The following is a 14,103-nucleotide window of genomic DNA, read 5'->3' as shown; positions in this document are numbered from 1 at the left end:
AATACTGGCTGGGTGAGTCGTTGCTGGGTAGTCGTGCCGGTGTACAACGAGGCTACCGTCGTCGGCACCGTGATCGCAGGACTGCTGGAGGAATTTCCCCACGTGGTCTGCGTTGACGACGGCAGCTCGGACGGCTCGGCCCGCATTGCCCGGGAAGCCGGCGCCGTCGTCGTCCAGCACCCGGTCAACCTCGGGCAGGGCGCGGCCCTGCAGACGGGCATCGAATACGCGCTGCAGGACCCGGAAGCCGATGTCCTGATCACTTTTGACGCGGACGGCCAGCACCAGGTCAGCGATGCGAAGGCGATGCTGGCCAGGATCCGGTCCGGGGAGGCGGACGTGGTGCTGGGCTCGCGGTTCCTGAACGGCAGCGCGGACGTGTCCTGGCTGAAGAAGCTGGTGCTGCGCAGCGCCGCGCTGCAGTCGCGGCTGGCCACCGGACTGCAGCTGACCGACGCGCACAACGGGCTGCGGGCGATCTCGGCACCCGTGGCCGCACGGATCGAACTGCGCCAGGACCGCATGGCCCATGCCTCCGAGCTCATCTCGCAGCTGGCCGAGCTCAAGCCGCGGCTGGTGGAACACCCGGTCCAGATCATCTACACCGAATACTCCAAGGCGAAAGGTCAATCCCTGCTGAACGGCGTCAACATCCTCGCGGATCTTTTCTACAGGTAGGCCCATGATCATCATCGTCCAGCTTCTGCTCTTCTTCGCCGTGGTGGTCGGCACCCTCACGCTGATGCGCGGAGCCGGCAACGCCCGGCACCAGGCCGTGCGCCGCATCCTGCTGACGGTCTTCGCCCTGGCTGCGGCGCTGTCGGTGTTCTTCCCCTCGGTGCTGACCTGGGTGGCCAACCTGCTGGGCATCGGCCGCGGCACGGACCTGGTCCTGTATGCGCTGATCGTCTTCTTCATGATCTACATGGCCACGTCCTCCCAGCGCACCCGCCAGCTCGAGGCGCGCATCACCAAGCTGGCACGCCGGATCGCGCTGGACGAGGCGCCCAAGCCGCAGGAGACGGCCGCCGGGAGCGCAACCACGGCGGACCGCGGTGCCGAACCCACCACCGACGACGGCGGGTATCCGGCGGCGCCGCTCAACGGCGGTCCGCGGCCGGGCCGCGAGGGCGCTCCGGCGGTGCCTGTGGACGATCACCGGCTGCCCGGCCACGACGACGGCCCCGCCGCGGGCACTGCCGCCGGCACCGTGCCGCCCGCCGGCACCGTGCCGCCCGCCGGTGCGGCCGATCGCGAGCGCGGGTCCCGCCGCCCGGAGCCGGCCGGTGGCTGAGGCCGGCGCCGCCCTGGCGGAACCGGTGGAAGTGGTCATAGCCGTGCACTCGCCGGAACGCCCGGTCCGCCGTGCCGTGGCCTCCGTGCTGGCAGCGGGAACGCCCGGCACCGTGCGCGCGACGGTGGTCTGCCACAACATGGATTCGCAGCCCGTCCGCGCGGCGCTGGCCGGCCTGCCGGGGGACCTGCCCGAAGACACCGTCCGGGTGCTGGAACTGCGCGACGGGATTCCTTCCCCGGCCGGCCCGTTCAACCACGGTCTGCAGCACGCGCAGGCACCCTGGGTGGCCATCATGGGCTCGGATGACGAGCTGGAACCCGGAGCCTTGGATGCCTGGCGCTCTGCCGCCGTCGCCCGCGGTGCCGCCGCCGCCATCGCCCCGGTGCGCGTGCGCGGCGGTGGCCGGATCCTCACGCCGCGCGCCCGGGTGCTGCGCGGGCTGCAGGTGGACCCGGTCCTGGACCGGCTCGCCTACCGGACCGCGCCGCTGGGACTGATCCGGCGCGAGGCGGTGGAGCGCCTCGGGCTGCGGCTGGCCCCCGGGCTGCGTACCGGCGAGGACCTCGAATTCGGGCTGCGGCTGTGGTTCAGCGGCGAACCGATTGTCTATCCGGCCACCGCGCCCTGCTACCTGGTCGGCCAGGACGGCGGCGAACGGGTCACCGGCGCGGTGCTGCCGTTGGCCGAACAGTTTAAGGATGTCTCCCGGCTGCTGGCCGGCCGCTGGCTCGACGGCCTGCCGGCCCGCTCCCGCCAGGCTGTGGCGGTGAAGCTGCTGCGCGGGCACGTGGTCGGGGCGGCGCTGCGCCGCGGCCCGGACTTCGACTGGACCGGGGCTGAGCGCGAGGAACTGTCCCGCATCATCACGGACATCGTGCGGCTGGCGCCCGGAGCGCCGCGGCTGCTCTCCGCCCCGGACGAGGCACTGCTGCTCAGCCTGCGCGGCAGCGGCGGGCCGCCGTCGGCCGCTGCCGTCGCCGCGGCGCTGCGGCGCCGGCAGGCGGCCGGCCTGCTCCGGCGCAGCCTCACCCGCCGCTGGCCGGACAATGTCCGCCGCGAGTCCCCGCTGCGGGCCAACCTGAATTCACTGCTGGCGGCCGCCTCCGGACCGCTCCGCCGGCTGCCGGAACGACTCCGACGAAAGGACGCCGCGTGAATGACGCGCAGCCCAGCCTGCTGATCCTGTCCCTGTCCCCGCTGCGGCGGGATCCGCGGGTGCTCAAGCAGATCAACCTGTTCCGGGACAAGTACCGGGTAACCACCTGCGGCTACGGTCCGGCCCCGGACGGTGTGGCCGAGCATATTGAACTCGACGCCGCCTGCATCGGCTGGCCACGTGATCCGAAACGCCTGGCCCTGCGCCGCTACCGGGACGTCTACTGGAGCGTGGCCGGGGTGGCCGAAGCCTACCGGCTGCTGCGCTGGCGGCAGTTCGACGCGGTGCTGGCCAACGACCTGAACACCGTGCCGCTGGCGCTGTCCCTGGACAGCCGCTGCGGCGTCCATGCGGACCTGCACGAGTTCGGGCCCAAGGAACACTTCGACAAGCCGGCCTGGCGGGTGCTGGTCGCACCGTACATGCGCTGGCTGTGCCGGACCTACCTGCCCCGGGCGGCGTCGGTGACCACCGTCTCCGACGGGATCGCCCGCCAGTATGGCCTGGACTACGGGGTCCGGGCCGCGGTGGTGACCAATGCCGCGCCGTATGTGGAGAAGTCGCCGCGGCCCACCGGCAGCACCATCCGGTTGATCCACAGCGCCGCCGGCCAGCGCTACCGCAAGATCGAGGACATCATCGAGGCCTTCCGCGGCATCCGCGCCGGGATCGAGCTGGACCTGATCGTCATGCCCAACGAACCAGGCTACGTCGCCGAACTGCGGCAGCTGGCCGAGGAGGTTCCGGCCGTGCGGTTCCGGGACCCGGTGCCCTACGAGCAGCTGCTGGACACCGTGGCGGAATACGACGTGGCGATCGCCTACCTGCCGCCGACGAACTTCAACCTCGCCCAGGCGCTGCCGAACAAGTTCTTTGAGGCGGTCCAGGCCCGCACCGGCCTGATCATCGGCCCCTCGCCGGCCATGGTGGAGCTGGTCGAGCGCCACGGACTGGGCGCCGTCGCCGGCGATTTCTCCTCCGCCAGCCTGCGCGAGGTGCTGGATTCGCTGACGCCGGAACTGGTGGACGGCTGGAAGCAGCATGCGGACCAGGCCGCCGAGGAGCTTTCCGCCGAACACCAAAGCCGCGGTTGGGAAACGGCCATCGGCGCGCTGCTCGGTCCGGCGCTGGACCGTCAGTGAACGGCACGGGACCGTCCGTGGGTGACGCCGCCCCGCCCGGCCGGCCGCCGCGCGTCCTGCACCTCTACGACGCCGCGGACGTCGGCGCCACCTTGGTCAAGTATGGCCGCCGGGCATCGCTCCCATGGCGGCAGTTCGACGCCGTCCCCCCGGAACCCGGTCCCGGCCTGCCGCCGGCGCGCCGCGCCCTGCGGCAGCTGGCCTCGGCCGGCTGGCAGGCCCGGCGCGCGGCCGGGATCCTGGCCGCGGACCTGCTGCATGTGCACTCGGGCTCCCGGACCGGAATCGTCCGGTCCCGGCCGCACCGGCCGTTCGTGCTGCACCTGCACGGCACGGACATCCGCACCCAGTACTACGATCCGGCACGACGGGCCGGCATCGCCTGGGGCCTCGAGCATGCCGCGGCCGTGCTGTTCTCGACCCCGGACCTGGCCGTGCACGCCCAAGCGGCCCGTGCGGACGCCGAGTATCTGCCGAATCCGGTGGATCCGGAGGAACTGCCGGCCTTCAGGCCCGCGGACCGGCCCAGGATCGTCTTCGCCTCCCGCTGGGAAGCCGCCAAGGGCGGCCGCGCCCAACTGGAGCTCGCCCGGGCCATCGCCGCCGCCGTCGGTCCCGGCGTCCGGCTGGAGGGCCTGGACTGGGGCGCGGATGCTGCCGAAGCCGCCGCAACGGGCATCACGTTGCTGCCGCGGATGCCGAAGCGCCGCTACCTGGACTGGCTGGCTGGCGCCCACGCCGTCGTCGGCCAAAGCGCCGGCATCCTGGCCATGAGCGACCTCCAGGCGGTCGGGATTGGCGTCCCGGTGGCCATGTCCGCGCTCGGCGAGGGCTACTATCCCGGGCCGGTGCCGGTCCTGCAGGGCAGCCCGGCGGAGCTGGCCGAGCAGCTGCGCGAGGTGCTCGACGACCCGCCGGCTGCCTCGGCCCGGCTCGGCGGACCGCAGTGGGTGCGCCGGCACCACGGCCCGGAACCGTCGGTGCAGCAGCTGGCCGGGATCTACCGCAGGCTGCACTCGGGGCGGTAGCGCGTGCCCCGGACGCTGCCGCCTACCCGCCTTCGCGCGCAGCGTGCGGGGGAGGCAGCGAAAGATAGGCTAATACCCATGCGAATCCTCAGCGTCGTCGGCGCGCGCCCTCAGTTCGTCAAGCTGGCCCCCATCGCCCGGGCGATGTCCGGCCGCGCGGAGCACTTGATCGTCCATACCGGCCAGCACTACGACGCGCTGCTCTCGGATGTCTTCTTCCGGGACCTGGGCATCCCCACCCCGGATTACAACCTGGCGGTGGGCTCGGGCAGCCACGGCCACCAGACCGCCGCCATGCTCAGCGGACTGGAGGACGTGCTCGATTCGGTGCGGCCGGACTGGGTGCTGGTCTACGGCGACACCAACTCCACCCTGGCCGCGGGGCTGGCGGCCGTGAAGCTGCATCTGCCGCTGGCCCACCTGGAGGCCGGGCTGCGCTCGTTCAACCGGCGGATGCCCGAAGAGCACAACCGCGTCCTGACCGACCATGCCGCCGACCTGCTGCTGGCCCCCACGGAGGTGGCGATGAAGCACCTGGCTGACGAGGGGCTGGCCGAACGCAGCCTGCTGGTCGGCGACGTGATGACCGATGTGCTCTACACGGTCCGTGACGAACTGCTGGCCCGCCCCCGGCCGCTGCCTGCCGGCGCCGTTCCGGGCGAATTCTATGTGTGCACCATCCACCGGCCGGACAACACGGACGACCCGCAGCGCCTGGCCTCGATCGTGGCGTCGCTGGCATCCCTGCCGAAGCCGGTGCTGCTGCTGGCCCATCCGCGGCTGCGCGAACTTGCCGCCCGGCACGGCGTGGCCCTGGACCAGGGCGCCATCAGGGTCCTGGAACCGCTGGCCTATCCGGAACTGGTCAACGCGGTCCTGCACAGCGCCGGCGTCGTCACGGATTCCGGCGGCCTGCAGAAGGAGGCGTTCCTGCTGCGCACCCTGTGCACCACCATCCGACCGGAAACCGAATGGACCGAAACGGTCGACCTGGGCTGGAACCAACTGGTCGGCCAGGACCTGGGCACGCTGGCCGCAGCGGTCCGCCGGCCCCGGCCCGCGGACGACGGAGCCGCCCCGTACGGGGACGGTCAGGCGGCCGGGCGCGTGGTGGCGGCGCTGCTGGAGCGGGGTTAGCGGGCGGAATCCGTGCCGGACCGGTTGCCCGGCGGACCAGCACGGCAGGCCGGCCCGCTCGCCGCCTAGTCCGCGGCGCCGGCGTCCGTGGCCAGGCCGGCCAGCGCTGCCTGCTGGGCGAAATCAGGCACCCGTGCCACGACCTCGTCGAAGGTCCCGTAGGCGGCCACCGTCCCCTCACGCATGAAGAAGACGACATCGGCGTTGCGGATGGTGGCCAGCCGGTGCGCCACGGTAATCACCGTGACCGCTCCGTGCAGTTCGTTGATCGCCGTGGTCACGGCCGCCTCCGTCGCGGTGTCCAGCGCCGAGGTGGCCTCGTCCATCACCAGCACTAACGGGCTGTCATAGAGTGCCCGGGCGATGCCCAGCCGCTGCCGCTGTCCGCCGGAGAGGGCCATGCCGCGTTCGCCCACCAGCGCGTCGATACCGCCCTCGCGCCCGAGCACGGTGTCCAGCAGTTGCGCCCGGCGCAGCGCTGTCTGAACCCGCGGCCGGTCCACCTTTTCCGGATCCCAGGCCAGCGCCACGTTCTGCGCCACGGAGGCATCGAAGAGCGAAACCTCCTGCGGCACATAGCCGATCCGCCGCCGCCAGGACTTCAGCACGAACTCCAACGGCTCGCCGCCGACCAGGATCCGCCCGTGCTCCGGCTCGAGCAGCCCGAGCAGCAGGTCCACCATGGTGGACTTGCCAGCCCCGGAAGACCCGACGAAGGCCACATGGCTGCCGGCCGGAATCCGGATGCTGACGTCGTGCAGTGCGGGGGAGGCGGCGCCGGGGTAACGGAAAGACACGTCCTCCAGCACGATGTCCGCGGCCGCTGCGGGCAGGTCCCGCTGCGGCCGCTCGGCCGTGTGCCGGGCCATCTGCGCCTCGCCCTCCCGGATATCCTGGACGATTTGCCGGGCAAAGGACGCGCTGGTATTCACCGAGGACTGGACCGCCTGCATCCGCGTCAGCGACGGGATGAGCCGGAAGCCGGCGATGGCGAACAGCCCGATGGCGCTGACCGCGCCGGCCGGGCCGCCGGTGGCCAGCCCGACCCCGCCGACCAGCGCGAAGCCCACCACCAGGGCGGTTTCCAGGACGTAGCGCGGAACCTGGGAAATCTGGATCGCGGCGGCACGCGCCCGTGCGGATCTCGTCCGGGTGCCGTGCACCTGTTCCTGGACCTCGGCTCCACGGTCCGCCAGGGTGATCTCCTTCAGCGCGCCGAGCGCCTCGTAGAGCACCTTGGCGGTGCGGTTGGACCACTCGCGGTTTTCCCGCCCGATCGCCACCGCCCGCGGAGAGATCACCCGGGCCAGCAGCACCGCCACCAGGCCCAGATACACCATGGTCACCACGGCGATCAGCGGTTGGGCCACGAACAGCACGACGACGACGGCCACCAGCGTGCCCAGTTCGCCGAACAGCGTCATTGCCGGCATCAGCACCCCGGAGACCGTGATGCCCACACCTATGTCCACCGAGCGGACGATCTCGGCCGAGTTCCGGCCCAGCCGCTGCTCCCAGGGGGAGGCCAGGTAGGCGGCGAACAGCCGGTCCCCGATGGCCACCTCATGCCGGGCGAAGCGCTTGGTGGCATAGCGCAGCAGCAGTACCGCGAGTACGCTCTTGAGCACGATCAGCAGGCAGATGAACGCCAGCATCGGCAGCACCAGGCCCTGCTGGGTGAGGTTGCCGATCACCGGGAGCACCACGTCGGAGCCGCTGACCAGACCCGGCAGCAGCGCGGCCACCAGGCCCAGCGCTACCACGTCCAGCAGTGCCAGCGCGGCCGAAGCCGCGCCGTAACCGGTGAGGAACCGGCGGCTGCCTTCCGGAAGAGTGTGAAGCAGCGGGCCGAGGATCTTGATGATGCCGTTCATATCGCTTCAACAGTAGTGGATGGGGCCGCCTGGCCTGACCTAGGCGGTCGTCCGCGGTACCGGCTCCGAAGCCGCTTGTCAGGGCGCGGATGGCGTCGACCGGGTCCTGCTCCTTGGAGTTCATCCCGTGGGTGGCGGCGGCCCCGCCGCAGCCAGGCAACCCGACGGCGGCCGGTCGGCGTCGTTATCCGGGTGGAATTTGCCTGCCTGTTACCCAGCTGCAGCTCAGGGGTGCCGGGTGTTCACCAGCCGTGCCTACATTCGGTGGTGCCATCCTTTCACTCACACCGGGAGTTTCCCATGTACAAGAAGATTGCCGCCGGCGCGCTCTCCGCAGCCGCCCTGCTCGGCCTCGCCCCCGCCGCCGTCGCCGCGCAGGGCCCGATCGATTTCAAGCCGATCGCCGGCTCCGCCTACGGTCAGGCCAGCAGCGACTGGACCGTGCCCTACGTCGTACCCGAGGGCTACACCCAGACGATGGTCAAGGACGAGTCCGTCCTGGACGTCTACGCGGGCGAGGACGACCTGCATGACATGAACACCCAGAACGAGACGGGTCCGCAGGCCGGCCGCTACATGTACAACACCTACGAGGTCGGAGCCAACGGCGCCGTCGCCGTGACCGACCTGAAGACCGGCGAGGCCAAGGTCATTGCCCAACGGCCGGACTGGAACCGGCTGGACGGCATCCGCTGGACCCAGTGGGGCACTCTCCTGGTCACCGAGGAAACCGCCGGCGGCCACGTCTTCGAGCTCTTCCTGGATCCGCACGACCGCACCAAGGTCACCCGGATCGAGGACCGCACCCAGCTGGGCGTGCTGCGGCACGAGGGCATCGATGTGGCCTCCGATGGCTCGGTCTTCGTCATCGACGAGCTCAACGGCGGATCCATCTACAAGTTTGTTCCGGCCAAGCGCGGGGACCTATCCAAGGGCCAGCTGTACGTGCTGAAGCTGACCGGCCTGTCCGACGCGGCGCAGAAGTGGAACCAGGCCACCTTCACCGAGAAGGTCGGCGCCTTCGAGTGGGTCGCGCTGGACATGGACCAGGCCACTGTCGACGCCGACGTCGCCTCCAACGCGGTGAACGCCACCGAGTTCGGCCGTCCCGAGGACGTCGAGGTGATCGGCCGGACGCTGTACGTGGCCAACACCTCCGAGGACCGTGTGGTCGCCATCGACCTGAACAAGAACGTGCTGACCTCCTACGTCGAGGCGGGCGTCAACGTACCGGTGGAGAGCGCTTCCAAGGGCGTGACCGGGCTGAACAACCCGGACAACCTGGCCGAGGGCCCCGACGGGGCGCTGTGGATCGTCGAGGACAACGACTACAGCGACATCTACCGGGCCGGCGCCGACAACAACCACGACGGCCGTGCCGACTCGGTGGAGCTGTTCGCCTCGCTGAAGGACAAGGGCGCCGAGACCACCGGCATCTACTTCGGCCAGAACCCGAAGGAAATGTTCGTCAGCGTCCAGCACCCGGACAAGGACCTGGCCGACGGCATCTGGAAGATCAGCCGCTGACTCCAGCAGGCCGGGAGCCGCTGACGGGTGGCTGAGACAGGCAGAGGGCGGCGGGCCGGTGGACCCGCCGCCCTTCCGTTTGCCGGCACGCCCCGCCGGAACGCGCCAATCCTGTGGAAAAGCTGGCCGAATCCTTATCCACAATCCTTTCCCTGACGCTGGCCCGTCATCGCATCCGTCACCTAGCCTCTGATCAGGGAAACATTCAACAGACGGCCGTGCAGCGTCAAACTAGGGCGGCCGCCCGGCTGGTGCTGTGCGCCAGGGGGGTGGGGATGGAAGCGATCCGCATTGTCGAGGACGAAGTCCGTGAGCTGATCCGACGGCACGGGCTGGACCCTGCCCGGCAAAGCAGCGAGGTCCGCCGGCTGGTCGACGCCGCGGTGGCCGATTACGACGAAAGGTCCCTGCTGGGCACCCTGCCCTCGATTGGCGCCCTCGAACAGGCCCGCAAATTCGTGTACGACGCCGTCGCGGGATTCGGTCCGCTGCAGCCACTGCTGGAGGATCCGGACATCGAGGAAATTTGGATCAACTCACCTGTCAAATCTGCATAAGCGTTGCGGCGAAACGTAGCATGAGTGCATGAGCCCAGCCGTGCAGTCCTGCGCCGTCTACGTCCGCATCAGCCGAGACGACGAAGGCACAGCTCTAGGCGTAGCCCGCCAGCTTGCAGACTGCACGGCCGAAGCCGAGCGCCGCGGCTGGCCCGTGGCCCAGGTATTCGAGGACAACGACGTGAGCGCCACGAAAACGAAGGTGCGCCCCGAATACGCCCGGATGCTGCAGGCGATCGAAGTCGGCGTCATTGACGCCGTGATCGTGTGGGACGTGGACCGGCTCACCCGCACCCCGGCCGAGCTCGAACGGTTCATTGACCTTGCAGACCGGCACCGGCTGGCCCTCGCGTCCATTGGCGGGGAAGTGGACCTAGCAACCCCTCAGGGCCGCCTCACAGCGCGTATTAAAGGCTCAGTGGCCACGGCATGAGGTCGAGCAAATGTCGCGTCGTCTGAAGCGAAAATTTCAGGAGAACGTCAAGGCCGGGAAGGCGCACGGCATCGCCCCGTTTGGTTACCGGCGGGAACGCGCCATGGACAACCAGGGCCGGGACGCCGGGCCCCGCGACGTGATCGAACCGGCCGAGGCTGCGGCAATCCGCAAGGTCTATGCAATGGCGGTTGCTGGCCGCGAGGTCGGGGGCAGCGACCTGGGCAAGCTGCTCGGTACCTTGGCGGACTTTCTCCGCGATGACGCCCGGACCCGGGACGAGCTCGAAGCCCGGCAGTCCTGGACGGTCAATGCGGCCAGACTGGTCGTCGCCGCACCGTGGATCATCCTGATCCTGATGTCCGCCAGGCCCGAAGCGGTGGCCGCCTACAACACCGCGGCCGGGGCGGCTGTCCTGCTGGCCGGCCTGGTCGTCTCGGTGCTGTCTTACCGGGTCATGCTGCGGATCGGTGCGCTGCCTTCGGACGAACGGGTACTGCGATGAGCCAGACCACAGCCTTGGCGGTGCTGGCCGGAACCGCGCTGGGAGTAGGGCTGTGGCTGACGTTCACGGGGCTGCCGGTGATGCGCCGCCGCAGCTTCGCGGACCGGATCTACCCGCAGTTGAAGACCATTGAGCTGCAGTCCCGTGTAAGCGGCAACTTTAAACTGACCGCAGGCGGCAGGTTGGACTGACCGTGGACGGCAGTGGTTTTGACCACGGGCGGCAGGCCGGATTGACCGCTGGCTGCGGGCCGCGGCGGCCTTGCCGGAGTGTGTGCCGGATTCCCTGTCCGTTCCCCGTGTCGATACGGGGCGGCCCCTTCCTCCCCGGGTGAAATGGCGATGCCAGTCGTCGTATTTCACCCTGTCAAGGGGAGGAAGAGGCCTGTTTTGAAGTCTCCTGGAGAGTTCATGGAAATCTTAGCTGCCTATGATCTGACCCGCTCCTACCGGGCCGCGGCTGCCGTGTGCGGGGTCTCGCATAACACCGTGCGCGCCTACGTGCAGGCCCGCGAGGAGGGCCGGCCGGCTCCGGCCGCTGCCCGGCGCGGGCGCAAGACCGACCCGTATCTGGACCATATGGTCCGGTGGGTGAAGGACTCCCGCGGCCGGATCCGCGGCGACGTCGTGCATGAAAAACTCGTCGCCCTCGGCTACGACGGCTCGATCCGCACCACCCGCGGCGTGCTGGCCGGCCTGAAGGAGAAATACCGGCTCGAAAACACCCGCGTCCACCGGCCCTGGACCCCGGAGCCAGGCCGGTGGCTTCAGTATGACTATGGGGACGGCCCCGTGGTGGACGGGGCGAAGACCGTACTGTTCTGCGCGTGGCTGGCGTTTTCCCGGTTCCGCATCGTGATTCCGCTGCTGGATAAGACGCTGCCGAGCGTGTTCACGGCCCTGGACCGGTGCTTTAGGATCCTCGGCGGGGTCCCCACGTACGTGCTGACCGACAACGAGAAGACCGTCACCATCGAGCACGTGGCCGGGATCCCGGTGCGCAACCCGCAGATGGTCGCTTTCGCCCGGCACTACTCGACCTCGGTGGCCACCTGCCTGCCGGCAGACCCGGTGTCCAAGGGCGGGGTGGAGAACGCCGTGAGGATCGCCAAGGCGGACCTGGTGCCCACCGACGCGAACCTGCTGCCCGGGTACGCCTCCTTCAGTGAGCTCGAGGACGCCTGCACCGCGTTCATGGACGAGGTGAACTCACGGGTCCACCGTGCGACGCTGGAAATCCCGGCCGAGATGCTCAAGGTCATCGAGCGTGCCCGCCTGCACCCGGTGCCCGGCACACCGATGACCGCGGCGTTCGGCCAGGTGCGCCAGGTCCCCTCGAACACCCCGATGGTCACCTTCGACCACGCCCGCTACTCGGTGCCGCACACGCTGATGGGTTCGGCGGTCTGGGTCCGCCGCCAGGGCGAGGAGGTGGTCATCGTCCATACGTCGGATACCGGCCCGGTCGAGGTCGCCCGGCACCGGGTGGCCCGCCCGGGCGTGCCCGCGGTCATCGACGCGCACTTCCCGCCGGCCCCGTCCGGGCCGCTGGAGCGGAAGGTGCGGGCGGTGAATCCGGCCGAGGCCGAGTTCCTGGCCATCGGTTCCGGCGCAGCCCTCTGGCTCAAGGAAGCCGCGACCGCCGGCACGAACAAGATCCGGCACAAGATGGAACGGGCCGTGGCCCTGGCCAAGATGCTCGGCACCGCCGAGGTTGACAAGGGCCTGGGCATCGCCGCGGTGCACCAGCGCTTCACCCACGAGGACCTGGTCTCCATCGTCACCAACGGCACCGGGCACGGCCATCCGTCCCCGGCCGTGCCCGAGGACCGGTGGCTGAGCCAGGGCACCGGCGCCTGGGCCGCCTTCGGCACCACCCCCGATGCCGACGCCCAGCCCCTGGAAGGAGCCGGCGATGAGCACTGACCATGCCGCCGCCCAGGCCCCGGGCATCGAGGCCGTGATCGCCCTGATGCGCACCAACCGGATGCCCCACGCCCGCGCGATCGCCGTCGAGGTCCTGGCCACGGCCCGGACCCAGCGCTGGGACCCCGCCGAGGCCGTGCGCGTGCTGCTGGAGGCTGAAGCGGCCGGACGCAACCGGTCCATGCTGGCCACCCGCCGCAAGCGCGCCGGGTTCCCAACCGGCAAGACCTTCGAGGTCTGGGACGAGGCCCTGTCCACCATCCCGGCCGCCACGACCCGGTTCCTGCGCAGCCTCGAGTGGATCCGCCGGAAGGAGAACCTCATCGCCTGCGGGCCTTCGGGCACCGGCAAGACCCTGCTGCTCGAAGCCCTGGGCCAGCAGGCCATCGACGAGGGCATGACCGTGGCCTGGCTGACCCTGGAGGACCTCGGCGCACTCGTGCGCAGGCACCGGATCGATGACAGCGTGAACAAGGCCATCGGGCGGGCGATCAGCGCCGATCTGGTCTGTGTTGACGATATCGGGCTGCTGCCGGTCACCGCGGACGCCGCCGAGGGCTTCTACCGGGTCGTGGACGCCTCCTATGAAAAGCGCTCCCTGGCCATCAGCTCCAACATCCACCCCTCCGGGTTCGACGAGCTGATGCCCAAGGCCATCGCCACGGCCACCGTGGACCGGCTGCTCCACCACGCCCACCTCTGCCAGACCCGCGGCGAGTCCGTCCGCCTCATGCAGGCCCAAACCGGGAAAGGAACCCAACCGATGAACTGACCAAACAGGCCGGCGCCCGGACCCACCGGCACACCCTCCGGGCGCCGGCCACCGGTCAAAACCGCTGCCGCCGGCGGTCAAACGACCTGCCGCCTACGGTCAATGCCAACTGCCGCCCATGTCAGAAACAACCTGCAGTTGACAGTCCCGCCTGCTGCATCCCGCGGCCGGAGATGTTACCCCGTTCGGCCCGCTTGGACGGATCGTTCGGCCGATCCTGCTGGATGTGGTGCACTGGCTGGGCCGGTTCAATCCGGCTCCCACCATATTGTCCCGGCGGCTGGCGCAGGCCGGACTCAGCCAATCGCCGGTGGAGTTCCGTGCCGGGCAGTTGCTCTGGTCGGTGGCCGGCCTCCGGGCGGGGATTGCCTGGGCCGTCCTGTCCGTAACCGCGGGTTTCGGAGACCCGCTGGTATCCGTGGCCGTTACCCTGGCGCTCGCCGTTGGGGGATTCCTGCTCCGGGACTACTTGCTCGGCGTTCGGATCCGCCGCCGGGAAGCGAAGATGCTGACCGAATTTCCCGGATTGGCCGAACTCATGGCCCTGGCCGTTGGTGCCGGGGAAAACGCCACCGGGGCCTTGGAACGTATTTGCCGCAGTACCCAGGGCGAGCTTGCCGGGGAATTCGCCCAAGTGCTGGCCGCCACCCGGTCCGGAACCCCGCTGCTGGCGGCATTGCGTGAACTCTCCAACCGGACCCAGCTTCCGGCCCTCGTGCGGTTCGTGGACGGGATCTCCGTGGCCATGGA

The 14,103-nt window shown here is 70.0% G+C and carries 12 protein-coding genes and 2 pseudogenes; 13 read left to right on the top strand and 1 reads right to left on the bottom strand.

What is annotated here, in order from left to right; translation table 11 throughout:
• Positions 1–12: 12 nt before the first annotated feature.
• The 6 genes from LVY72_RS12445 (at position 13) to wecB (ending at position 5,760) form a co-directional block, all read left to right on the top strand.
• Positions 13–678: a glycosyltransferase family 2 protein gene (locus LVY72_RS12445; protein ID WP_237821281.1), complete on the top strand. Its 666-nt coding sequence runs from the start codon at positions 13–15 to the stop codon at positions 676–678.
• Positions 679–682: 4 nt separating this feature from the next.
• Positions 683–1,294 carry a DUF2304 domain-containing protein gene (locus LVY72_RS12440; RefSeq protein WP_237821279.1) on the top strand — a complete coding sequence of 204 codons (612 nt, stop codon included), beginning with the start codon at positions 683–685 and terminating at the stop codon, positions 1,292–1,294.
• Entirely contained in the window at positions 1,287–2,453 is a 1,167-nt protein-coding gene (locus LVY72_RS12435; RefSeq protein ID WP_237821277.1) for a glycosyltransferase, read from the top strand. Before LVY72_RS12440 ends, LVY72_RS12435 begins: the two co-directional genes overlap by 8 nt.
• Positions 2,450–3,595: a glycosyltransferase gene (locus LVY72_RS12430; RefSeq protein ID WP_237821275.1), complete on the top strand. Its 1,146-nt coding sequence runs from the start codon at positions 2,450–2,452 to the stop codon at positions 3,593–3,595. The genes LVY72_RS12435 and LVY72_RS12430 overlap by 4 nt, the downstream gene beginning before the upstream one ends.
• Positions 3,592–4,623: a glycosyltransferase gene (locus tag LVY72_RS12425; protein ID WP_237821273.1), complete on the top strand. Its 1,032-nt coding sequence runs from the start codon at positions 3,592–3,594 to the stop codon at positions 4,621–4,623. The genes LVY72_RS12430 and LVY72_RS12425 overlap by 4 nt, the downstream gene beginning before the upstream one ends.
• Before the next feature lie 78 nt (positions 4,624–4,701).
• Positions 4,702–5,760, top strand: a complete 1,059-nt coding sequence (gene wecB / locus LVY72_RS12420; protein ID WP_269092468.1) for a non-hydrolyzing UDP-N-acetylglucosamine 2-epimerase — start codon at positions 4,702–4,704, stop codon at positions 5,758–5,760.
• A gap of 65 nt (positions 5,761–5,825) precedes the next feature.
• Here wecB and LVY72_RS12415 read toward each other — a convergent pair whose 3' ends face one another.
• Complete coding sequence (locus tag LVY72_RS12415) at positions 5,826–7,634, bottom strand: ABC transporter ATP-binding protein (protein ID WP_237821271.1); 1,809 nt, start codon at positions 7,632–7,634, stop codon at positions 5,826–5,828.
• A gap of 300 nt (positions 7,635–7,934) precedes the next feature.
• Here LVY72_RS12415 and LVY72_RS12410 point away from each other — a divergent pair, with 300 nt between their 5' ends.
• The 7 genes and pseudogenes from LVY72_RS12410 to LVY72_RS12380 all read left to right on the top strand — a co-directional run bounded on the left by LVY72_RS12410 (position 7,935) and on the right by LVY72_RS12380 (position 13,353).
• Positions 7,935–9,161 (top strand): alkaline phosphatase PhoX, encoded by a 1,227-nt coding sequence (locus tag LVY72_RS12410; protein WP_237821269.1) that lies wholly within the window; start codon positions 7,935–7,937, stop codon positions 9,159–9,161.
• Positions 9,162–9,436: 275 nt separating this feature from the next.
• Positions 9,437–9,703: pseudogene (locus LVY72_RS12405) on the top strand (CpaF family protein); the annotation flags it as partial.
• Between the two features lie 43 nt (positions 9,704–9,746).
• Positions 9,747–10,151, top strand: coding sequence for a recombinase family protein (locus LVY72_RS12400; protein WP_237821267.1), 405 nt, complete (start codon positions 9,747–9,749; stop codon positions 10,149–10,151).
• A 199-nt stretch (positions 10,152–10,350) separates the two neighbouring features.
• Positions 10,351–10,656, top strand: a pseudogene (locus tag LVY72_RS12395) (type II secretion system F family protein); the annotation flags it as partial.
• The gene (locus LVY72_RS12390) at positions 10,653–10,847 is read left to right on the top strand and encodes a hypothetical protein (RefSeq protein ID WP_237821265.1); all 195 of its coding nucleotides are present in this window, start codon (positions 10,653–10,655) and stop codon (positions 10,845–10,847) included. The pseudogene LVY72_RS12395 and the gene LVY72_RS12390, both read left to right, overlap by 4 nt.
• 198 nt (positions 10,848–11,045) lie before the next feature.
• Positions 11,046–12,581: an IS21 family transposase gene (istA, locus tag LVY72_RS12385; RefSeq protein WP_308190783.1), complete on the top strand. Its 1,536-nt coding sequence runs from the start codon at positions 11,046–11,048 to the stop codon at positions 12,579–12,581.
• Positions 12,571–13,353 carry an ATP-binding protein gene (locus LVY72_RS12380; RefSeq protein ID WP_308190782.1) on the top strand — a complete coding sequence of 261 codons (783 nt, stop codon included), beginning with the start codon at positions 12,571–12,573 and terminating at the stop codon, positions 13,351–13,353. The genes istA and LVY72_RS12380 overlap by 11 nt, the downstream gene beginning before the upstream one ends.
• Positions 13,354–14,103: the final 750 nt, after the last annotated feature.

It is taken from the genome of Arthrobacter hankyongi, from assembly GCF_022012395.1.
In the GTDB taxonomy this organism is placed as follows: domain Bacteria; phylum Actinomycetota; class Actinomycetes; order Actinomycetales; family Micrococcaceae; genus Crystallibacter; species Crystallibacter hankyongi.
The sequence above is the reverse complement of the archived record's forward strand: the minus strand, read 5'-3'. Positions and strand labels throughout refer to the sequence as shown.

What these genes read in the sequence shown, in the direction of transcription:
- LVY72_RS12440 (WP_237821279.1), top strand. Translation starts at nt 683, where the DNA reads ATGATCATCATCGTCCAGCTTCTGCTCTTCTTCGCCGTGGTGGTCGGC.
- wecB (WP_269092468.1), top strand. Translation starts at nt 4,702, where the DNA reads ATGCGAATCCTCAGCGTCGTCGGCGCGCGCCCTCAGTTCGTCAAGCTG.
- LVY72_RS12415 (WP_237821271.1), bottom strand. Translation starts at nt 7,634, where the DNA reads ATGAACGGCATCATCAAGATCCTCGGCCCGCTGCTTCACACTCTTCCG.
- LVY72_RS12410 (WP_237821269.1), top strand. Translation starts at nt 7,935, where the DNA reads ATGTACAAGAAGATTGCCGCCGGCGCGCTCTCCGCAGCCGCCCTGCTC.
- LVY72_RS12400 (WP_237821267.1), top strand. Translation starts at nt 9,747, where the DNA reads ATGAGCCCAGCCGTGCAGTCCTGCGCCGTCTACGTCCGCATCAGCCGA.
- LVY72_RS12390 (WP_237821265.1), top strand. Translation starts at nt 10,653, where the DNA reads ATGAGCCAGACCACAGCCTTGGCGGTGCTGGCCGGAACCGCGCTGGGA.
- LVY72_RS12380 (WP_308190782.1), top strand. Translation starts at nt 12,571, where the DNA reads ATGAGCACTGACCATGCCGCCGCCCAGGCCCCGGGCATCGAGGCCGTG.